Below are 20980 nucleotides of genomic sequence, written 5' to 3'. Positions count from 1 at the left end.
CTGCGCGGGTCCCGGCCGGTGCCGGGCCGTCGTCCCTCCAGGCATCCGACACGGACGCACACCGATCAGATCACCCGCGCTGTACGGAACGCGGCTCGCTCCGGGCCGGCGGGGTGCCGCGCCGGTGCCGGTCTTCGCGCCTGTCACGGTCGAGCCGTGCGGCCGCCGTCGAAGCACCGGTACCCGTCCCCGTACAGCTGCGGACACCGACTGGTTTAGAGACCCTTGCCGATCCGTCTACCGTCGATCCGTCGACCGTCGTCGCCCACTGCCACGATCGAGGAACGCCGGGGAAGACCCGGGACAGAGCCACCATCTCGGCGGCCGGTGACCAGCGGCCGACCCGGCAGGGGTTTGGCCGCAGTCAGAGGAGGCAGACGGAGAGACGACCGGGGCCGCCACCCCCCACAGGAGAGGCCCCGGTCGCCGTCCATCGAAGCCGCAGAGCGGCCCCGTACTCCATTCAGCGTCAAGCAGGCGATTTCTGTCACACACCCTGCCGTGTCGGGCGAGTCGGCATATTGTTGCAAGTTGTACAAGCCATGGACGTGACCCCTGAGCACGCCGTAGCGTGCTCACTCGCTTACAGGGGGCACGGGCAGTGATGACCAGCTGCGATTCGGAACAGGTACAGGTAAAGGTAGTGCTGGGGGACGACGCGGAGCTGACCGCCGCAGTGCTCGCGGCGCAGGACGGGGACGAATGCGCTTTCCGTACTGTGTACCGCGCTGTGCATCCGCGGTTGCTCGGCTATGTACGGACGCTCGTCGGCGAGCCCGATGCCGAGGATGTGGCATCCGAGGCCTGGTTGCAGATCGCCCGCGATCTCGACCGGTTCAGTGGCGACGCCGACCGATTCCGCGGCTGGGCCGCCCGGATCGCCCGCAATCGGGCGCTCGACCACATACGAATGCGAGGTCGTCGGCCCGCCGTTGGCGGCGATGAGACCGAACTCACCGGGAGACCCGCCGAGTCCGACACCGCCGATGAGGCGATGGAAGCGCTCGCCACCGGTAGCACCCTGGCGCTGATCGCCCAACTGCCCCAGGACCAGGCGGAAGCGATCGTGCTGAGGGTCGTGGTCGGACTCGATGCGAAGAGCGCCGCCCAAACCCTGGGCAAACGCCCCGGAGCCGTACGCACCGCGGCCCATCGCGGGCTGAAGCGGCTGGCCGAGCTGCTGGGTGCCGAGAGCCTCGACGAGGCCGAGTTCACCAGTACAGAAGCCGAGTTCACCGGTAGGGAGATCGATTACCGGGAAACGGTCGCCAGCGCGTACGGTTCGGACGACCCGGACGGTCCCGTGGACGCCGATGGGCATCCGGGCGCCGACCCTACGGAGTGTGGGGCGGATCTGAATGGCGTGCCTCCGCAGCGTGGACCTCGGCCGGGTGCGACGGCACCCGCCGGTGTGACGCAGACACGGTTGCGGACGCAGAAGGACATGTGATGGCCGATGAGCGGTACGAGTGGCTTGACAAGGAAACAGCGGAGCGCTTGCTGCGCGCTGAGCCGGTCGAAATTCTTGACGAACCCGCTCGTACCCAGCTCACACGACTGACCGTTGCGCTGCGCCACGCTGCCCGCCCGGAGGTTCCCGCACACCCGGACGACGGCGAGATGGCGGGCGAGGCCGTGGCCACCGCTGCCTACCGCAGGGCCAGATCGGAGGCGGCCGCGGGCACGGACCACGACTTCGGGATGGTACGAGTGGTCCCCCTCCCGAAGCCCTCGCTGGTCACCCGTCTGCTGCGGCCGGTCCGCTTCGGTGTGGTCGCCGCGCTGGCCGGTTGCGCGTTCGGCGGGGTTGCGGTCGGGGCGACAACCGGCCTGCTGCCGTCGCCGTTCGATCCGGGCTCGGCGCCCGCGACCTCGGTTTCCGGTGTGCCCACGGGCGAACCCCTGCTCAGCAAGTCGCCCGATGCCCAGACGGAGCAGCCCTCCCGACCTCCCTCGACCAGTGGCGGCCCGTCCACACCACCGCCTCCGGGGCGGGGGGTACCCATGCCGTCGAGCCCGAGTGCCGTCGTCGGCGCGGAGGAAGCCGTCCCCGACAAGGGGACCAAGGCTACGGAGGCGGCGCGGGGGAAGGGCGGTAAGCACCGCAAGACCGTGGCGGCCTGCCGTGACCTCCAGGCGGGAAAGCACAACCGTCAGCAGTTGAAGCGCCTGGAGAGGGCGGCCAAGGGCGTCCCGGTCGGCCAGTTCTGCGCGGGCGTCCTCAGCGGTGCCGCGCTGGGGGACGGCCAGGGCGGCGGCACCGGCCAGGGCAGCACCGCCGGGCAGGGCAGCACCGCCGGGCAGGGTGGCAACCAGGGCAACCAGGGCAACCAGGGCAACCAGGGCAACCAGGGCAACCAGGGTTACCAGGGAGTGCAGGGCGGCCAGGTCGGCCCGGCCCCGGGAAACACCGCCAGCGGTGGGGCCGGCAAGGGCCAGGACAAGACCAAGAAGGACGGCAAGAAGCCGAAGAAGACCAAGAACGCGAAGAAGAACCCCGCCGCTCGCTGATGCGCGGGGTCGCCATCACCGCGAAACCGGCGGCAAGACTCTTGGACCGCCCTTGGGGAAATGCCACCGCGCCCCTCTGACCAGCGGTTCTTATCTACTGGCCGGTCAGGTGTGACGTTTCTGGGGCCTACGGCGCAGTACAGAGTGAGCCGACTGGTCATCGGCGGCGCCAGAAGCCGGGGTTCCCCCCGTACCTGCGGCTAGGCGCACATGGCGCGGGCGGGACACGTTCCCCCGGTCCCGCCCGCGCCTCTTCCTCCTTCGCTCCGCCGGTTCATCCGCCGTAGCCCTCACCAGTGGATAACGACCTTGTCCCCCTTGCGGACCTCGGAGAACAGCGCGGCGACCGCCGCACGGTCCCGGACATTGACACAGCCGTGCGAAGCGCCGTTGTAGCCCTGGGCCGCGAAGTCCGCTGAGTAGTGCACCGCCTGGCCGCCGCTGAAGAACAGGGCGTACGGCATCGGGGTGTCGTAGAGCGTGGAGACATGGTCCCTGGACTTCAGGAAGACGCTGAAGGAACCCTCGCGGGTGGGGGTGTACTGCGAGCCGAAACGCACGTCCATCGTGGAGCGCACCCTGCCGTCGACCACCCAGGACAGCGTGCGGGTGGTCTTGCTGACACACATCACCCGACCGTCGAGACAGCGCGGATCGAGCTTGGCGACCGGCTTGTTGACCGCCTTGCCCCGCAACTCGGCACCGGTGGGCTCCGTGGTCATCGACAGCAGTCTCCGCCAGGTGACCGTGTCCGTGTCCCCGGTCGTGGGCAGTCCGCGCTTGCCCTGGAAACCCTTGACGGCGGCGACTGTGAGCTTTCCGTAGACACCGCTCGGGGTGTCGTCGAACCAGCCGATCTGGGCCAGACGCGCCTGCAACTCCCGTACCTGCTTGCCGTGCGCTCCCCGGGACATCAGTACCGCGGCGGGTGGAGGGCTTGACTCCGCGTCGGCCTCCGGCGGTGCGCCGGAAGATTCCGAAGAGGCGGGTTCGGACGAGGCGGACTCCGAAGGCGCCGGCTGCGAAGGTCCCGACCCCGGAGTCATCCCAGCCGAGGACGGCGAGGGCCCCGCACCGCTCGCCGCGGATGATCTACCCGGCTTGCCGTCCGTCCGTACCGTCGGTCCGTCGACGGTCGGCCCCGAACAGCCCGCGGTCACCGCGAGGACGGCTACCGCGGCGAGCGCCCGATGGATGACCGGTCTGGTTCGTGGCCCCCATACAGCGGTCTTCTGCACAATTTTCATCCTCTGTGTCCTCTTATGAACCAGAAAATAGGTTGAAATCTGAAGAGTCCGCTGAATGGGTCTCTGTCCCAAGAGATGAATTCCCGTCCGGTTCGGTTGCACAATCCTCCGCAATACGGGAAGGGCTGTGATGACGAGCCGCATCCCGGAGAGGCACAGCCATGGCCCACCACTCCGAATCGGGACTACCCATCGAACCGGTCTACGGACCCCAGACGCTCACCGGCTGGGACCCGGTGGAACGACTGGGCGAGCCCGGCACCTACCCCTACACCCGCGGTGTCTACCCATCGATGTACACCGGTCGACCGTGGACGATGCGCCAGTACGCCGGGTTCGGCACCGCCGCCGAGTCCAACGCCCGCTATCGGCAACTCATCGAGCACGGCACCACGGGCCTGTCGGTCGCCTTCGACCTACCCACCCAGATGGGCCATGACTCCGACGCGCCGATCGCCCATGGCGAAGTGGGCAAGGTCGGTGTCGCCATCGACTCCATCGACGACATGCGGGTGCTCTTCGGCGGGATTCCGCTGGACGAGGTCTCCACCTCGATGACGATCAACGCTCCGGCCGCCCTGCTGCTCCTGCTCTACCAACTCGTCGGCGAGGAGCAGGGCGTACCAGCGCACCGGCTCAGCGGCACCATCCAGAACGATGTGCTCAAGGAGTACATCGCCCGAGGCACCTATATCTTTCCGCCCCAGCCGTCCCTTCGGCTGATCGCCGACATCTTCCGCTACTGCCGTACCGAGATCCCCCGCTGGAACACCATCTCGATCTCCGGCTACCACATGGCGGAGGCCGGGGCCACGCCCGTGCAGGAGATCGCCTTCACCCTCGCCGACGGCATCGAGTACGTTCGGACGGCACTCGCCGCGGGGATGGACGTCGATGACTTCGCGCCCCGGCTCTCCTTCTTCTTCGTCGCGCGTACGACGATCCTGGAGGAGGTCGCCAAGTTCCGGGCGGCACGGCGGATCTGGGCCCGGGTGATGCGCGAGGAGTTCGGGGCCCGCGACCCCAAATCGCTGATGCTTCGCTTCCACACCCAGACAGCCGGAGTGCAACTGACCGCACAGCAGCCCGAGGTCAATCTGGTGCGGGTCGCGGTGCAGGGCCTCGCGGCCGTGCTCGGCGGCACCCAGTCGCTGCACACCAACTCCTTCGACGAGGCGATCGCGCTCCCCACGGACAAGTCCGCCCGTCTGGCGCTGCGCACCCAGCAGGTACTGGCGTACGAGACCGATGTGACCGCGACCGTCGACCCCTTCGCCGGTTCCTACGCCATCGAGAGGCTGACGGACGAGGTGGAAGAGGCGACGCTCGCGCTGATGCGGCGGGTGGAGGATCTCGGCGGCGCGGTGAGCGCGATCGAACAGGGCTTCCAGAAGGGGGAGATCGAGCGCAGCGCGTACCGGATCGCGCGGGAGACCGACAGCGGTGAACGGGTCGTCATCGGCGTCAATCGCTTCACGCTGGATGCCGAGGAACCGTATGAGCCGCTACGCGTCGACCCGGAGATCGAGGCCCGGCAGGCCGAACGGCTGGCGCGGCTGCGGGAGGAGCGTGATGGGCGAGCCGTCACGGCGGCACTCGACGCACTGCGGCAGACAGCCGGCGGAACCGAGAACGTGCTCCCTCCGATGAAGGAGGCCCTGCGGTCCCGGGCCACGGTCGGGGAGGTGTGCAATGCCCTGCGGGAGGTATGGGGCGACTACGAGCCGACCGATGTCTTCTAACGGTCCGTGGGCATGCCTCAGGTCTGCCCGCTGGATGTCCGCCCTGCGCGCCTACCTCTCTCCACCCGCCTCTCACGGCTGCCTCCCATGTCAGCCGCTGTGCCCGGTTCAGGGATCGGCGCCGGTGCGTCCGTACCGGTGCTGTCCCTGACGGCACCCGTGACGGCGTACACGACACGACGGCGTCCATGGCGTGATCCGTGACGGGGAACACACTGACGCGTTGTCGTGTCCCTGTGCGAAACTCCCCAACATGCTGGGAGTTACCGATCTTCCGACCTATCTGGCAGGTCTCATCCTGATTGTCCTCCTGCCAGGCCCCAACTCGCTGTATGTGCTCTCGGTCGCCGCCCGGCGCGGAGTGCGTACCGGATACACGGCCGCCGCCGGGGTGTGGTGCGGTGACGCCGTACTGATGGTCCTGTCGGCCGCAGGCGTCGCATCCCTGCTCCAGGCCAACGCGATCCTCTTCGGGATAGTGAAGTTCGCCGGTGCGGGATATCTGACCTGGCTGGCGATCGGGCTGTTGCGGGCCGCGTGGTCCATGTGGCGTGCCCGGCGCGAGCTACCCGAGTCGGCCATGACCGAGACGGCGGAGAGCAGCGGAAGCGCGGAGCGACCGTTCCGGCGGGCCTTGGTGATCAGCCTGCTCAACCCCAAGGCGATCCTCTTCTTCATCGCCTTCTTCGTACAGTTCGTCGATCCCGCCTATGCGTATCCCGCGCTGTCCTTCGTCGTCCTCGGAGCCTTCGCCCAGCTGGCCTCCTTCCTCTACCTGACGCTGCTCATCTTCACCGGCACCCATCTGGCGGCGGCCTTCCGGCGCCGCCGGCGACTCTCGGCGGGAGCGACCTCCGCGGCAGGCGCCCTGTTCCTGGGGTTCGCCGTGAAGCTCACGCTCAGCAGCGCCTGAGCCGTTCGCGGATGCGATGCTGAGAGCAGGACCGCGTCATGGCGGCTGACCACGGCCGGGCGCGGCCAAGGAGGTGCGCCATGACCCGGACCTTGGAATGGAAGGTCAACCTCACGCTGTCCGAGGGCGAGGGCACGACCAAGGCCCGCGCGGTGCTCGACACCGGTTCGGGGCGACTGACCGGGCGGGGCGCGGCCCGCCGCAGTCCCACGGACGCCGACATCCCCGAGATCGGGGATGAGTTGGCTGCCGCACGGGCGATGCGGGACCTGTCCGGTCAGCTGATGCGGGCGGCCGACCGTGATCTGGAGGCCATGGGCGCGGGCCCGCCGGTGGCGCCCGGGGTTCCTGACACCGGATGGTCACCGGCCTCGGGATAGGGCGGTACGGGGCCGGGCACGGTAGCCACGCGACCGGTCGGGGGGTGTCCCAAACCCACCAACACAAACCCCCACCAAAGCCCGCGATGGCCGAACGTCGGGACACCGCCACCGGTCGTCACCACTGGGCGCGGTTCCTGGCGTTGAGCCACCCGCTCGGACCTTCCCGTCCGTCCGCTGGCCCTGTCTGACCGTCCTGACTGTCCTGACCGTCCTGCGGTTCAGCCACTCCGGCCACTGGCCGCGCTGCCTTGTCACCCGCCGCGTGGTCACCCCCGTGGCCCGGCCGCTACGGGCGAGCGCGCCCAAGGTTTCCCGTGGCCGCTACCGCCCCTGCCGCTACGGGCGAGCCGGCCGCTGGCCTCCCCTGGCCGCTACCGCCCGTCCGCACCTCCCGTCCACCTGCCCGTACCCGCTCCCACCGCTCCGTCGGTGGGAGGGCGTCTAGCGGATCTCCAGGATGTCGTCCACCGGCCTGCGGGGGGTCGGTGTCCCCTCGGGGCCGTATCCCAGCCGCAGAACCATCTGAACCTGACCCGTTGCCGACCCGGGGTCCCGCACCGCCCAGCGCAGCTCCGGCCACTCCAGCGCCTGTGAGGTCAGCGAGGCGGCCAGCCCGTCCAGCGTGGCCTGAAGCAGTACGCGCTCCATCGCCTGACCGGCCCGCAGCCAGTCCACCGGCCGGTCCTCGGCGGTGCCAAGCAGTCCGAGCCGTGGATATCGCTCGAAGGACGCCGACTCCCGGCCCGGGACCGGTGCCCCCTGGGCGAAGTCCCGCATCGGGCCGGTGGTGCCCCGCGGCCGAGGGCCGAAGGCGTCCGCCGGGATGCCGTCCCCCGGCCTGTTCCCGGCTGCTCCATCCGGTGCTTCCGTCCTGGTCCAGCGGGCCAACTCGGCCCGTGCCTCGGGGTCGTGCACGGCCCGGTCCTCGGCGTCATGCACCAGGTCCAACACCGTCTGCACATGCCAGTCATCGGGGAAGGCCAGCCGGCAGCCCTCCAGTAGCGCCGCCGCGCACAGTCCATCGAGCACCTCGACGGGAATCGGCTCGTCGGTGAAGGGGAACCTGCTGGTGTGGCGGAGGCTGACCGCCGGGTGGAGCGCCGCGAGGTCGTCGTCGGGGCGTACCGGGAGATCGAGCCGGACCTCGGCGAGTAGCGCGGGGTCCGAGCCGTCCGGCAGCAGCGCGGTGACCGGCTCACAGCCCTGCCGCGCGGCGGCGACCCGCAGATTGAAGAGCGCCGCTCCGCACCCCAGGTGCAGGGCCCGGTTCGCGGGGTCCTCGGCAGGCATCGCCCTGGTCGGATCAGCGCGCAACTGGAGCACCCCGTTCTCCCGCAGCAGCCGGAACTTCCACGGTTGGGCGTTGTGGAGGGAGGGGGCTGCTGCCGCGTCCTGGACGATGGCCGTCACGGCGGCGGGATCGAGTGGTCGTGAAGGCACGGGTCCTCCTCGGGGGAGCGGTTCAGCAGATGGCGAGGGCGGAGTGGGTGGGCCGTGGTCGCGAAAATGAAGGAACGTTTCGGCTGGCGCTTTTGAGTTTTGGGCGAAGCGCCGAACGGCGGTGGTGGCTGGTGGTGCCGACTGGTGTTGGCGGCTGGTGTTGGCGGCTCGTGGCGGCGGCTGGTGGTGGCGACCTTGAAGAAACGTTTCAGTTGTGGGCGACGATCGCCACCGGGGCGATGGAGTGGTGCAGCACCGCATGGGCGACCGAACCGATGTGGCCGCCCACCGGAGACCGCCGCACCCGCCGACCCACGACCACCAGCGCGGCTTGCGCCGAGGCCGCGAGCACGGCATGTGCGGGGGAGCCCGTACGCGCCTCCTCGACCACCTTCACCGACGGATACCGCTGCCGCCACGGGAGCAGCAGATCGCGCAGGGTGCGGGTGATCTCCCGCTCCAGGTCGAGCCGGCTGTCCCCGTCGATGGCCAGTCCCAGGAGACGGGGAAGCCGCCAGCCGTGCACGGCACGGACGGCGCAACCTCGTCGTGCCGCCTCATCAAAGGCGAAGACCAGGGTTTCGTCGGCGGGATCGTGGATGTCGACCGCGACGACCACATCGCCTTGGGCGGCCTGGTCCCGCCCGCCGTCCGGGCTCCGGCCCACCGGTGCGGGGCCCGGCTCACCCGCCGGTGCGGGCCGCACCAGCACCACGGGACGGGCGGTCGCCCCGATCGTGGCGGTGCCGACCGAACCGATGAGGAAGCCCGCCACTCCACCGAGCCCGCGCGAACCGAGCACCAGCATCCCGGCCTCGTCGGCTTCCGACGCCAGCGCGGCGGGCGCTCGACCCGAGCGTCTGCGGGTGGTGATCTCGATGTCCGGATGCCGCTCGCGAAGCGTCCGGGCGGTCTCCCGCAGGACGGCGTCACCGGCCGCGTCGGCGCCGGCAGCTCCAGCGGGTTGGTCGGCGTTGATCGCGAGAGCGGCCACCACGAGGGTGAGGGGCTTCTCCGCCACATGCACCAGTCGGAGCGGCACCCCGCGCAGCCGAGCCTCCTCGACGGCCCACTCGGCGGCCGCGAGACCCTCCGGGCTGCCATCCACACCAGCGGTCACATGATGGGTCAACGCTCCGACCTCCTACCCGCCACCTGGGCGTCCTCGGGCTGAGGACTCTGTTCGGGACGGAGCCCATGGGCCGCCACCCCGAGGTTCCCCGGCTCCCCACCCCGGCGCGAGGCGTCCGGTGGCCTGGGCGAGTCAAGGGCGGAGGAGACCTCCGCCGCGATGGACCCGGGAGAGGCTTCCGTACTCCCCTCAAGCACCCCGGGTTCCCCGGGCCGCGCGGCCCCCGCCGCCGTTCCGGTCTCTGCTGTTCCGGTCCCGGCCCCCGCCGCCCCGGTGTCATCGGCCTCGTAGCGCAACCGGTCGACCACATCCACCACCCCGTCCACGCTCTCGCACAGCCGCACCGTCACCGGGATCAGGCTGCTGCGCTCCACCGTGCCGCTGAGGGTGACGACGCCGTCCGTGACATCCACCGTCATGGCGGACGGTGACAGCCCCAGGGTCTGGGTGAGGACGTCCTCCAGGATCTCCTCCTGGATCGACCGGTCCCTGCGGAGGAAGAGCTGAAGGAGGTCACTGCGGCTGATCACCCCGGTCAGCCTGCCGTCCCCGTCCACGACGGGCAGCCGTTTGATCCGGTACTGCTCCATCACCCGGGCGGCCCGGATCGCGCTCCAGTGCGGTTGTGCCACGACTGCGGGGCTGGTCATCAGTGTCTCGGCCGTGTTCCCGATCGTCTGCGAGGTCTGTCTGCGCAGCAGATCAGCCTCCGACACCACGCCGACCGGCCGTTCGTCCTCATCGACCACCGGTACGGCCGTGATGCCGTACTCATCGAGTAGGCGCGCGATCTCCTTGAACCCGGTTCCCCGCTGGACGCTCACAGCGGTGGGCGTCATCAGGTCAGTGACCCTGCGGTTTCTCATGGCTCGCCAACCTCTCCGGACATATCGATCATTCGCCTTTGATCACACGATCTGATCACAAGACTGGAACCTCGGATACGTCAGCGCACAGGGACCTTCGACCCTTTGGCGGGGGCTCACGGTCCTGATAACGGTGTCGCTCCCCATGCGCCCGACGTCAGGGCGGTACATCCTCCGTCCCGTGTTGCCGTCTGTAATGATTGATCCTGGTTGCAAACGTTTGGTCTTGGTTGCACCAGAACGGGGTGCGGAGGCGGAGGTCATGCGGTGTGATCGAACCGATGTGCGGGAGCCTCGCGGTGCTCGCCCCCCGCTCGCTCGCCCACCCGGCTCCCAGCGAAGGCCAAGTGCGCCGGGCTGCGGTACCGTCAAAAACGAGGCGTGACCATACCCGCAGACCCGGGCAATCATGCCCCTAGGGGCCATGTTCTCTTCGTCTATCGGATTGAACTTTCGTTGATCAGTGGCCAGTTGGCCCCTGCCTGGGATTACCCTTCAACAGGTGAACCAACTGATGTCCCGCGAGTCCGAAGCCGACCTGCCAGGGAGCGTCGAACTGCCCGGCACCCTGTCCAGCGAACTACGTGCCGAGCTCATCGCCTTCCGCCGGGATCTGCATATGCACCCCGAGCTGGGCAACCAGGAGTTCCGTACGACCGCGGCCCTCAAGGCCCGCCTTGAGCAGGCCGGGCTGGAGCCGCGCGTACTGTCCATCGGTACCGGACTCATGTGTGACATCGGCTCCTGGGACGGCGTAACGCCCCTGCTGGCGCTCCGTGCGGACATCGACGCGCTTCCCATCCCGGACACCAAGGTGGGAGTTCCCTACCGCTCCACCGTTCCCCATCGGGCCCATGCCTGTGGACATGACATCCACACCGCTGCGGTACTCGGAGCCGGTCTCGTGCTGGCCGAACTGGATCGCCGGGGACTGCTTCCCCGACCCGTGCGGCTTGTCTTCCAGCCGGCCGAGGAGGTACTCCCGGGCGGCGCGGCCGACGCCATCGAGTCGGGAGTGCTGGAAGGCGTCGGCAAGATCATCGGGGTCCACTGCGACCCCAAGGTGGACGCGGGAGTCATCGGCCTGCGCCCCGGACCCATCACCTCGGCCTGTGACCGGCTCGAAGTCACCCTCGACGGCCCCGGTGGGCATACGGCGAGGCCGCATCTGACCACGGACCTGGTGACAGCGGCGGCGAAGGTGGCCACGGAGGTCCCCGCGGTGCTCGCTCGCCGGGTGGACGCCCGTTCCGGGCTCGCCGTCACCTGGGGCCGCATCGAGGCGGGGCACGCGTGCAATGTCATTCCCCAGCATGCCGAGCTCTCCGGCACCGTGCGCTGCCTGGACCTCCCGGGGTGGCGGGCCGCTCCGGATCTGGTGCACGCCGCGATCGACGAGGTCGCGACCCTGCATCGGGCGAAGTCGCAGATCAACTACATCCGCGGGGTGCCGCCGGTGGTGAACGACCCGGACGTCACCGAACTGCTGCACGCGGCACAGACGGCCCGCCGCGGTGCCCATGCCATTGAGGACACCGAGCAGAGCCTCGGCGGCGAGGACTTCTCCTGGTACCTGGAGCATGTGCCCGGTGCGATGGCCAGGCTGGGGGTGCGTACGCCGGGTGACACGGTCAAGCGCGATCTGCACCGAGGTGACTTCGACGCCGACGAGGACGCGATCCAGGTCGGGGTCGAGCTCTTCACCGCGGCGGCACTGCTCGACGCCGAGGCGGCCACGGGCTGACCCCTCGGGCGCCAGGCCACCCGGTCGGCCCTCTGCCGTCGCCAAGGGCCACCGGGGAGCCACCCGCCGGTGCCAAGCCCCCGCTCGGCCATCCGCCGGTCCAAAGGGCCCATCGCCACCCACCCCCCTCGCGCGCACCCATGAGCCCCGTCGCCTTCCGTGGAGACAGCCCCCGGTGGTATCCGATCGCCGGGGCGCGGGTCCGACGAACGCGGTCCAACGCGGTCCAGAACGGTTCGGGTGGACGGGTGGGTCCCCAGGTGTGCGGGAGGGGGACGTGAAGAGGGGCATCGCCCGGGGCCTGAGGGGTCGGCCGCTGGCGCACCACCTCAGGACCGCCGCTGTTATGTACCGATTCGCCCGCCCGATCTAGGGGTATCCGTCCGGACGATCAGCTCCCCGAGCGGGGCCCGCGCGGTGCGCCTGAGCCTGTCTTGCGACGATCCGATAACGACTCATGAACGTGGTTTTAACTGACATCTACGCGCGTTACGATCGCGGCGAAACCAGCGCCGGAAGAGGCGCTTTCGGTCAGCCTCGAAGGGACCCTCCTCTTGCGCCAGGTATCAAAGATCGCGGTCGCGTCCATCGCAGCCGCGGCTATCGCACTCACCGCCACCGGATGTGGCGAGTCGTCGACCGATAGCGGTGGAGGATCGGACGACAGCGGCAAGCTGAAGATCGGCATGGCCTACGACGTCGGCGGCCGTGGCGACAACTCGTTCAACGACTCCGCCGCCCGTGGCCTGGACAAGGCCAAGAAGGAGCTCGGCGCGGAGACCAAGGAGCTCACCGCCCGGACCAGCGAGACCCCGGCCGACCGTGAGACCCGCCTCGCCTCGCTCGCGAAGGACGGCTACAACCCGGTCTTCGCCGTGGGCTACCTCTACAAGACCGCGGTCGACAAGATCGCCAAGGAGTACCCGAAGACCTCCTTCGGCCTCGTTGACTCGGTCTCCGACGTCAAGAACGTCGACAGCATCGTCTTCACCGAGGAGCAGGGCTCCTACCTCGCCGGTGTCGCCGCCGCGCTGAAGTCCAAGGACGGCAAGATCGGCTTCATCGGCGGTGTCGACCTTCCGCTGATCAAGAAGTTCGCCGCCGGCTTCGAGCAGGGTGTCGCCGAGACCAACCCGAAGGCCACGGTGCAGATCCAGTACCTCTCCACGGGTACGGACACCTCCGGCTTCGCCAGCCCGGACAAGGGCAAGTTCGCCGCCCAGGGAATGCTCGACAAGGGCATTGACGTCATCTACACGGCGGCCGGCGGCTCCGGCGCCGGTGCCATCGCGGCCGTCGCCGCCAAGCCGGGCACCTGGGCCATCGGCGTCGACTCGGACCAGGCCAAGGACCCGGCGCTCTCCAAGTACGCGGCCTCGATCCTGACCTCGGTCGTGAAGAACGTCGACACCGGTGTCTTCGAGCTGTCGAAGTCCGTCAAGGACGGCAAGCCGCTGACCGGTACGCACGTCTACTCGCTCGCCGAGGACGGTGTCAGCCTCACCACCACGGGTGACCACCTCAAGGACATCCAGCCCAAGCTGGACGAGGCGAAGAAGAAGATCGTCGACGGTCAGATCAAGGTCAAGACCACGACCTGATCGGTCCAGCGATCGGGGCCCGGAAGAGCGGCTCGCCCACTCTTCCGGGCCCCGATGCACGTAGTGGGTCCATCGCCTCGACAAGTTGCTGGCGCTACGCGCGTAGCTTCCCGTTGCGCACGGTAGTTTTCGCCACCACGCATCCAGCAACGGACCAGCCGACACCCCGCACCATCCGGCAGCCCCCGCTACCACCCCGCCTCTGCTCCTCCTCCGCTCCTGCCCAGGGAGAGTGCGCCATCAACGCGTCCAGCAGTTCCCATGCCGTAGAGCTCCGCGGCATCACCAAACGATTCCCCGGTGTCGTGGCCAACCACGACATCGACATCACCGTGCGCCGCGGTACCGTCCACGCCCTCATCGGCGAGAACGGCGCGGGCAAGTCCACCCTGATGAAGATCCTCTACGGTATGCAGAAACCGGACGAGGGCACCATCGAGGTCGACGGCGAACAGGTCACGTTCTCCAACCCGGGCGATGCCATCGCCCGCGGCATCGGCATGGTGCACCAGCACTTCATGCTCGCCGACTACCTCACCGTGCTGGAGAACGTCGTTCTCGGCTCGGAGAAGCTGTACGGGATCGGCGACAGGGCCCGCGCCAAGATCAAGGAGATCTCGGACGCCTACGGTCTGAACGTCCGCCCCGATGTCCATGTCGAAGACCTCGGTGTAGCCGACCGGCAGCGCGTCGAGATCCTCAAGGTCCTCTACCGGGGTGCCCGCACCCTGATCCTCGATGAGCCGACCGCCGTCCTGGTACCGCAGGAGGTCGAGGCGCTCTTCGACAATCTGCGTGAGCTCAAGGCCGAGGGCCTGACCGTCATCTTCATCTCGCACAAGCTGGGCGAGGTGCTCTCGGTCGCCGATGACATCACGGTCATCCGCCGCGGCACGACGGTCGGCACCGCGGACCCCGCCAACACCACCACCAAGCAGCTCGCCGAGCTGATGGTCGGCAGCGAACTGCCCTCACCGGAGACCCGTGAGTCGACCGTCACCGAAGTGCCGATGCTCCAGGTGGAGAATCTGCGGCTGACCGCCACCGACCCTGATGGAGTCGTCCGCTCACTGCTCGACGGCATCGACTTCACCATCCACAAGGGCGAGGTCCTGGGCATCGCCGGTGTGGAGGGCAACGGCCAGTCCGAACTGGTCGAGGCGATCATGGGAATGCGCACCCTGGAGAGCGGAGTGCTCTCCCTCGACTCGGTGGACATCTCGCACCGGCCGACCCGCAAGCGGCGCGAGGACGGCATGGCCGTCATCCCCGAGGACCGCCACCGCCACGGCCTGCTCCTGGAAGCACCCCTGTGGGAGAACCGCATCCTCGGCCATGTCACCGAGAAGCCCAACAGCAAGGGCGTCTTCCTCGACCCCCGGGCGGCCCGCGCCGACACCGAGCGGATCGTGCGCGAGTACGACGTCCGCACCCCCGGTATCGAGGTCACCGCGGCCTCCCTCTCGGGCGGCAACCAGCAGAAGCTGATCGTGGGCCGGGAGATGAGCCACGCGCCCAAGCTCTTGATCGCCGCGCACCCCACCCGGGGTGTGGACGTGGGAGCCCAGGCGCAGATCTGGGACCAGATCCGGGCCGCCCGCCGGGAGGGCCTGGCCGTACTCCTGATCTCCGCGGACCTGGATGAGCTGATCGGACTCTCCGACACCCTGCGGGTGATGTACCGCGGCCGGTTGGTCGCGGACGCCGATCCGGCCACGATCACCCCGGAGGAACTGGGCTCGGCGATGACGGGCGCGGCCACCGGGCATCTCGAAGCCCCCGTCGAAGAGGCCTCAGCCGACGACACTCCAGCCGACGACACCTCGGCCGAAGGCCCGGCCGGCACCCAAGCCGACAGCGGCACCGGCCCCCGTGCCGGCGCCGATACCCCCAATGACCCCAGCACCCCCGACACGGGCAGCGACACGGACGGGGGAGAGGACCGATGAAGAAGTTCGACAAGGAGCGGGTGCTCCTGGCGATCGCGGCCCCACTGCTCGCCATCATCGTGGCGTTCCTGGTCACGGCAGTGGTGCTGGCCGCCACCGGCAAGGAGCCCTTCAACGCCTTCCGGATCATGTTCGACTACGGATCGAAGTCGGACAGCCAGGTCTACATCCTGAACAAGGCCACGACCTACTACCTGGCAGGACTCGCGGTCGCCATCGGCTTCCGGATGAACCTGTTCAACATCGGCGTCGACGGCCAGTACCGCCTCGCCGCCTTCTTCGCCGCCGCCCTCGGTGGTGCGCTCACCCTCCCCGGCGCGATCCAGATCCCGCTGATCATCCTCTGCGCGATGATCGTCGGCGCGATGTGGGCCGGTATCGCCGGTGTCCTCAAGGTCACCCGCGGGGTCAGCGAGGTCGTCTCCACGATCATGCTCAACGCCATCGCCACGGCGATCATCGGCTATCTGCTCCAGGTGGGGCGTCTCGGCGAGCTGGACGAGGCGGGGACGAAGATCGCCACCAAGCCACTCCCCGAGTCCGCGCACTTCTTCGAGTTCCCGACCCAGCCCGCTCCGGTCTGGGGCTTCATCGTCGTCGCGATCATCGCGGGCATCGTGTTCTGGTTCACCCTCGCCCGCACCCGCTTCGGCTTCGACCTCCGTACGGTCGGCCAGTCCGGCAGCGCGGCCGAGGCCAGTGGGGTGAACGTCAAGAAGATGATCGTCACCTCCATGCTGATCTCCGGCGCCATGGCCGGTCTGATCGGTATGCCGACGCTGCTCAACGACTCCTACGAGTACGGCGGAGACTTCCCCGTCGGCATCGGCTTCACCGGTATCGCCATCGCCCTGCTCGGCCGCAACAACCCCGTCGGCATCGCGCTCGGCGCGCTGCTGTGGGCCTTCCTGGAGCGCGGCAGCGGCCAGCTGGAGTTCCAGGGCTACGACAAGGAGATCGTCGGCGTCATCCAGGGCGTCATCGTGCTGTGTGTCGTCATCGCGTACGAAGTGGTGCGCCGCTACGGCCTCAAGCGCCAGCAGCGGCAGGTCGGCGCCAAGCTCGCCGCCCAGGCCCGTAACTCCGAGAACCAGGAGGTGTCGGCGTGAGTGCCACAGCGACTTCCACCCCGCCGCCCACGGCACCCAGGGTGAGTGGCGGCAAGAAGGGGCGTACCCGCCTCTCCTTCCCGGTCATCCTGCTGATCATCGCGGGCGCACTGGTCGCCCTGTCCGCGGTGCGCGCCATCACCGGTGCGCAGGACATCACCTCCGCCGGTCAGATCAGCGCCGCACTGGCCATGGCCGTGCCCATCGGTATGGCGGGTCTCGGCGGTCTATGGGCCGAGCGCGCGGGCGTGGTCAACATCGGCCTTGAGGGCATGCTGATCCTGGGCACCTTCTTCGGTGCCTGGGCCGGCTGGCAGACCGACCCCTGGATCGGTGTCCTCGCGGGTGTGCTCGGCGGCATGGCCGGTGGTCTGCTGCACGCCATCGCCACCGTCACCTTCGGCGTCGACCACATCATCTCCGGTATCGCGATCAACATCCTGGCCGTCGGGTTCACCACCTACTTCGCCAAGCTGTGGTTCAACAGCCCTGAGGCCTTGGCCAAGGGCGGCAGCCCCAAACAGTCACCGCCGTCCGAGCCCATCACCACCATCACCGTGCCCGGTGTCTCCGACTGGCTCGGTGATATCGAGAAGCACCACTGGTTCTTCGTCTCGGACATCGCCGGTGTGCTCCGCGGTCTGGTCACCAATCTCTCGCTGCTCACCATCGTCGCCGTGCTGCTGTTCGTGCTGACCTTCCTGGTGCTGTGGAAGACCTCGTTCGGTCTGCGGCTGCGCTCCTGCGGCGAGAACCCGATCGCCGCCGAATCGCTCGGTGTGAACGTCTACAAGTACAAGTACATCGCGGTGATCGTCTCCGGTGGTATGGCCGGACTCGGCGGTGCCTTCCTGGCGCTGGTCACCTCCAACATCTACAACGAGGGTCAGACCGGCGGCCGTGGCTATATCGGCCTGGCGGCGATGATCTTCGGTAACTGGCGGCCCGGCGGGCTCGCCATGGGCGCCGGCCTCTTCGGCTTCGCCGACGCGCTCCAGCTGCGCAACGGCGGCCAGTCCGTCCACGCGCTACTGCTTCTGCTCGTCGTCATCCTGGCCGGCATCGCGCTGTGGAAGCTCTACCGCAAGAGCTACCGGACGGCCGCGATCAGCGGAGTCATCGCCGCCGGTGTGCTGGTCTGGTACCTGGGTACGGACACGGTCCCGACCGAGTTCGTCACCGCCACCCCGTACGTCGTGACCCTGCTGGTCCTCTCCCTCTCCGCGCAACGGCTCCGCATGCCCAAGGCGGACGGTATGCGCTACCGCAAGGGCCAGGGCAAATGATCGAAGCGACGGTCGACTGGGCGACCCTGCGGGAACGGGCGCGGGAGGCCATGTCCCATGCGTACGCCCCCTACTCGGGCTTCCCGGTCGGCGTCGCCGCCCTCGTCGACGACGGACGTACGGTCACCGGCTGCAATGTGGAGAACGCCTCCTACGGGCTGTCGCTCTGCGCCGAGTGCGGTCTTGTCTCCCAACTCCAGGCCACCGGAGGCGGCCGGCTGACCCACTTCACCTGTGTGGACGGCCAGGGCGAGAGCCTGGTGCCCTGCGGTCGGTGCCGTCAGCTGCTCTATGAGTTCGGCGGCCCCGAGTTGCTGATGGACACGCCCAAGGGAATCGTCCCCCTGGTCGCGATACTTCCGCAGCCGTTCGGCCCTGAGCATCTTCGGTAAAACCCCCGCGGCCCCTCCGTTCCTTAGGAGGGGCCGCTCCCTTACCCTCGTCTCTATGCGCGTAGAGCGCGGTGAGCTGCCATTCTGGAGGAATGCCATGGACGTCATCTCCGTCATCCGCACCAAGCGGGACCGGGGTGAGCTGAGCCCCGAGCAGATCGACTGGGTCATCGACGCCTACACCCGTGGTGAGGTCGCCGACGAGCAGATGTCGGCGCTGGCGATGGCCATCCTGCTGAACGGCATGAACCGGACGGAGATCGCCCGCTGGACGGCCGCGATGATCGCCTCCGGCGAGCGGATGAGCTTTGACACCCTCACCCGCCCCACCGCGGACAAGCACTCCACCGGCGGCGTCGGCGACAAGATCACCCTGCCGCTCGCCCCGCTGGTCGCCGCCTGCGGTGCGGCCGTGCCGCAACTGTCGGGACGGGGCCTTGGCCACACCGGTGGCACGCTCGACAAGTTGGAGTCCATCCCCGGCTGGCGCGCGCTGCTCTCCAACGAGGAGATGCTCCATGTCCTGGACACCACCGGCGCCGTGATCTGCGCGGCCGGCGACGGGCTGGCCCCGGCCGACAAGAAGCTCTACGCACTCCGCGATGTCACCGGCACCGTCGAGGCCATCCCGCTGATCGCCTCCTCGATCATGTCGAAGAAGATCGCCGAGGGCACGGGCTCCCTGGTCCTGGACGTCAAGGTCGGCACCGGCGCCTTTATGAAGAACATCGAGGACGCCCGAGAGCTCGCCTCCACCATGGTGGCGCTGGGCACCGACAGCGGGGTGAAGACGGTCGCGCTGCTCACCGATATGTCGACCCCGCTCGGCCTCACCGCGGGCAACGCCCTGGAAGTCCGTGAGTCCATCGAGGTCCTCGCCGGAGGCGGCCCCGCCGATGTGGTGGAACTGACCCTGGCCCTGGCCCGGGAGATGCTCGCCGCCGCGGGTATCGAGGGCGCCGACCCGGCGAAGGCGCTGGCCGATGGCTCGGCGATGGATGTCTGGCGCCGCATGATCTCCGCCCAGGGCGGGGACCCGGACGCGGACCTCCCCATCGCCCGTGAACAGCATGTCGTCACCGCACCCGCCTCGGGCGTACTGACCCGTCTCGACGCCTATGACATCGGCGTCGCGGCCTGGCGCCTGGGCGCTGGCCGGGCCCGCAAGGAGGACCCGGTGCAGGCGGGCGCGGGCGTGGAACTGCACGCCAAGCCCGGTGACCCGGTGACCGCGGGCCAGCCGCTGCTGACCCTGCACACGGACACCCCGGAGAAGTTCGCGTACGCACTCCAGTCGCTGGGGTCGAGCTATGACATCGCCCCGGCCGGTACGGAGTTCACGGCGCCGCCGATCGTGCGGGGCCGTATCGCCTAGGGGGTGCCGGGCGCCCTGGGCGGGGCGACGGTATCCAGGACGCCCTGAGGTTGCCTCGTACCGCATCGGGGACGGTCCGGGCAGTTGGGCCCGGACCGTCCCCGGCGTACCTCGGGACCAGCGGACGAGGCGGCGCCGACCCGTTACCGGCACGGTTTCCAGCGCGGGAACCGCTCTGTCACCAGCGGGCGGCCTTGGCGTGGAAGGTCAGGCCGGGCCACGCCTGGACCGGGGTGGCCGTGCGGACGATCCGGCCGGCGCACAGACTGCGTTCGGCGAGCCCGTCGACGATCTTCGGGATGGCCGCGAGCGTCGCCGGGAGACCGTCGTGCAGCAGGATGATGCCGCCCGCCTGCACCGTGAGCGCGTTCGCCACGATGGTGTCGGTGGGGATTCCGCTCCAGTCGACCGTGTCGGCCGTCCAGATCACCTCGGTCATCCCGAGCCTGGCAGCGTCCTGCCGGGTGCGCGCGTCGGTGCTCCCGAACGGCGGCCGGAAGAGCTTCGGTGCCCGGCCCGTCTGCGCCCGGACGACACGGCTGGTGTCCCGCAGTTCCGCGAACGCGGTGGGTGCGTCGAGAGCGACGAGGTTCGGGTGGGTGTACGAGTGGTTGCCGATCTCATGGCCCTCGGCCGCGATCCGTCGCGTGCCGTCAGGCTGGGCACTCGCTAACGTGCCCGTCACGAACCAGGTGGCTCTGACCCGTCCGGCATCACGCAGCGCCTGGAGATACGCGGGCGTGCTGGCGGTCGGACCGTCATCGAAGGTGATGGCCACATAGCCCCCGGAGCAGCGGTTCCCGGAGTCTGCCTGTGCGGCACCCGGCGCCAACGCGAACGCTGACATCAGGGTCGCCAGGGCGGCGCCGAGCCATATCCGCGACCTGCCTCGCTTTTTCATTCCGAGTTCCTCTCGGTTGATGGGCTGTCGTGGTCGGGCAGGACTCGGAGCGGCTCGAAGCTTCGGTGCACAGGACATATGCGGCGCCCGAAGGCCGTGCTCAGAACCCCGTTCGCCGTTCCATGCCAGCCCTCCACGCGAGGCCGGATTCCTCGCACGTTCGTGCGAACTTCGGCCGGGGACCATTGAACGCGAGCAGGCGGTTCCGCGGAGCGCTAATCCCGGATTCCGGGAGCCCTCCATCGCACCTTGCAGCACGCCCACCACCTGGGCCCCAGGAGCCCCACCTTCCAGGCCCCACCACTGGCGGCAGCCCATCTCTCCGCGCGGAACGGGCGCGGGCACCGCGTCCTGGCCGCGCTGAGCCCACCGCGGGACCGCCCAGCTGG

General features: G+C 69.0%; 16 protein-coding genes and 1 pseudogene. 12 read left to right on the top strand and 5 right to left on the bottom strand.

The genetic code is table 11. From position 1 onward, the window contains the following. Positions 1 to 643: 643 nt before the first annotated feature. Both NBG84_RS13670 and NBG84_RS13665 read left to right on the top strand, forming a co-directional pair. Positions 644 to 1450 (top strand): RNA polymerase sigma factor, encoded by an 807-nt coding sequence (locus tag NBG84_RS13670; protein ID WP_250919765.1) that lies wholly within the window; start codon positions 644 to 646, stop codon positions 1448 to 1450. Continuing rightward, positions 1450 to 2511, top strand: coding sequence for a hypothetical protein (locus NBG84_RS13665; protein ID WP_250919658.1), 1062 nt, complete (start codon positions 1450 to 1452; stop codon positions 2509 to 2511). The genes NBG84_RS13670 and NBG84_RS13665 overlap by 1 nt, the downstream gene beginning before the upstream one ends. A gap of 290 nt (positions 2512 to 2801) precedes the next feature. Here NBG84_RS13665 and NBG84_RS13660 read toward each other — a convergent pair whose 3' ends face one another. Continuing rightward, positions 2802 to 3758, bottom strand: coding sequence for a L,D-transpeptidase family protein (locus NBG84_RS13660; protein WP_250919657.1), 957 nt, complete (start codon positions 3756 to 3758; stop codon positions 2802 to 2804). Between the two features lie 161 nt (positions 3759 to 3919). Here NBG84_RS13660 and NBG84_RS13655 point away from each other — a divergent pair, with 161 nt between their 5' ends. The 3 genes from NBG84_RS13655 (at position 3920) to NBG84_RS13645 (ending at position 6793) form a co-directional block, all read left to right on the top strand. Further along, positions 3920 to 5500 (top strand): acyl-CoA mutase large subunit family protein, encoded by a 1581-nt coding sequence (locus NBG84_RS13655; protein ID WP_250919656.1) that lies wholly within the window; start codon positions 3920 to 3922, stop codon positions 5498 to 5500. 253 nt (positions 5501 to 5753) lie between these two features. Then, on the top strand, positions 5754 to 6413 hold the full coding sequence (leuE, locus tag NBG84_RS13650; RefSeq protein ID WP_250919655.1) for a leucine efflux protein LeuE: 660 nt from the start codon (positions 5754 to 5756) through the stop codon (positions 6411 to 6413). An 80-nt stretch (positions 6414 to 6493) separates the two neighbouring features. Further along, positions 6494 to 6793 (top strand): DUF1876 domain-containing protein, encoded by a 300-nt coding sequence (locus NBG84_RS13645; protein WP_250919654.1) that lies wholly within the window; start codon positions 6494 to 6496, stop codon positions 6791 to 6793. 444 nt (positions 6794 to 7237) lie between these two features. On the opposite strand, the gene NBG84_RS13640 is transcribed toward NBG84_RS13645, so the two are convergent. The 3 genes and pseudogenes from NBG84_RS13640 to NBG84_RS13630 form a co-directional block, all read right to left on the bottom strand. Next, complete coding sequence (locus NBG84_RS13640) at positions 7238 to 8236, bottom strand: Acg family FMN-binding oxidoreductase (RefSeq protein ID WP_250919653.1); 999 nt, start codon at positions 8234 to 8236, stop codon at positions 7238 to 7240. 208 nt (positions 8237 to 8444) lie between these two features. After that, positions 8445 to 9368 (bottom strand): universal stress protein, encoded by a 924-nt coding sequence (locus NBG84_RS13635; RefSeq protein WP_250919652.1) that lies wholly within the window; start codon positions 9366 to 9368, stop codon positions 8445 to 8447. A 275-nt stretch (positions 9369 to 9643) separates the two neighbouring features. Further along, a pseudogene (locus NBG84_RS13630) lies at positions 9644 to 10234 on the bottom strand (CBS domain-containing protein); the annotation flags it as partial. A 514-nt stretch (positions 10235 to 10748) separates the two neighbouring features. Here NBG84_RS13630 and NBG84_RS13625 point away from each other — a divergent pair. From NBG84_RS13625 to NBG84_RS13595, 7 genes are all read left to right on the top strand, one after another. Beyond that, positions 10749 to 11978, top strand: a complete 1230-nt coding sequence (locus NBG84_RS13625) for an amidohydrolase (RefSeq protein WP_250919764.1) — start codon at positions 10749 to 10751, stop codon at positions 11976 to 11978. A 554-nt stretch (positions 11979 to 12532) separates the two neighbouring features. After that, positions 12533 to 13579 (top strand): BMP family lipoprotein, encoded by a 1047-nt coding sequence (locus NBG84_RS13620; RefSeq protein ID WP_250919651.1) that lies wholly within the window; start codon positions 12533 to 12535, stop codon positions 13577 to 13579. Positions 13580 to 13818: 239 nt separating this feature from the next. Beyond that, a complete protein-coding gene (locus tag NBG84_RS13615) occupies positions 13819 to 15528 on the top strand; it encodes an ABC transporter ATP-binding protein (protein WP_250919763.1) in 1710 nt (569 codons plus the stop codon). After that, entirely contained in the window at positions 15525 to 16637 is a 1113-nt protein-coding gene (locus NBG84_RS13610) for an ABC transporter permease (RefSeq protein ID WP_250919650.1), read from the top strand. The genes NBG84_RS13615 and NBG84_RS13610 overlap by 4 nt, the downstream gene beginning before the upstream one ends. Further along, entirely contained in the window at positions 16634 to 17923 is a 1290-nt protein-coding gene (locus NBG84_RS13605; RefSeq protein WP_250919649.1) for an ABC transporter permease, read from the top strand. Before NBG84_RS13610 ends, NBG84_RS13605 begins: the two co-directional genes overlap by 4 nt. Further along, positions 17920 to 18315: a cytidine deaminase gene (locus NBG84_RS13600; RefSeq protein WP_250919648.1), complete on the top strand. Its 396-nt coding sequence runs from the start codon at positions 17920 to 17922 to the stop codon at positions 18313 to 18315. The genes NBG84_RS13605 and NBG84_RS13600 overlap by 4 nt, the downstream gene beginning before the upstream one ends. Before the next feature lie 97 nt (positions 18316 to 18412). Then, positions 18413 to 19690 carry a thymidine phosphorylase gene (locus NBG84_RS13595; RefSeq protein ID WP_250919762.1) on the top strand — a complete coding sequence of 426 codons (1278 nt, stop codon included), beginning with the start codon at positions 18413 to 18415 and terminating at the stop codon, positions 19688 to 19690. Between the two features lie 178 nt (positions 19691 to 19868). On the opposite strand, the gene NBG84_RS13590 is transcribed toward NBG84_RS13595, so the two are convergent. Next, complete coding sequence (locus tag NBG84_RS13590) at positions 19869 to 20591, bottom strand: polysaccharide deacetylase family protein (protein WP_250919647.1); 723 nt, start codon at positions 20589 to 20591, stop codon at positions 19869 to 19871. Positions 20592 to 20980 lie beyond the last annotated feature (389 nt).

It is taken from the genome of Streptomyces albipurpureus, assembly GCF_023701525.1.
In the GTDB taxonomy this organism is placed as follows: domain Bacteria; phylum Actinomycetota; class Actinomycetes; order Streptomycetales; family Streptomycetaceae; genus Streptomyces; species Streptomyces albipurpureus.
The sequence above is the reverse complement of the archived record's forward strand: the minus strand, read 5'-3'. Positions and strand labels throughout refer to the sequence as shown.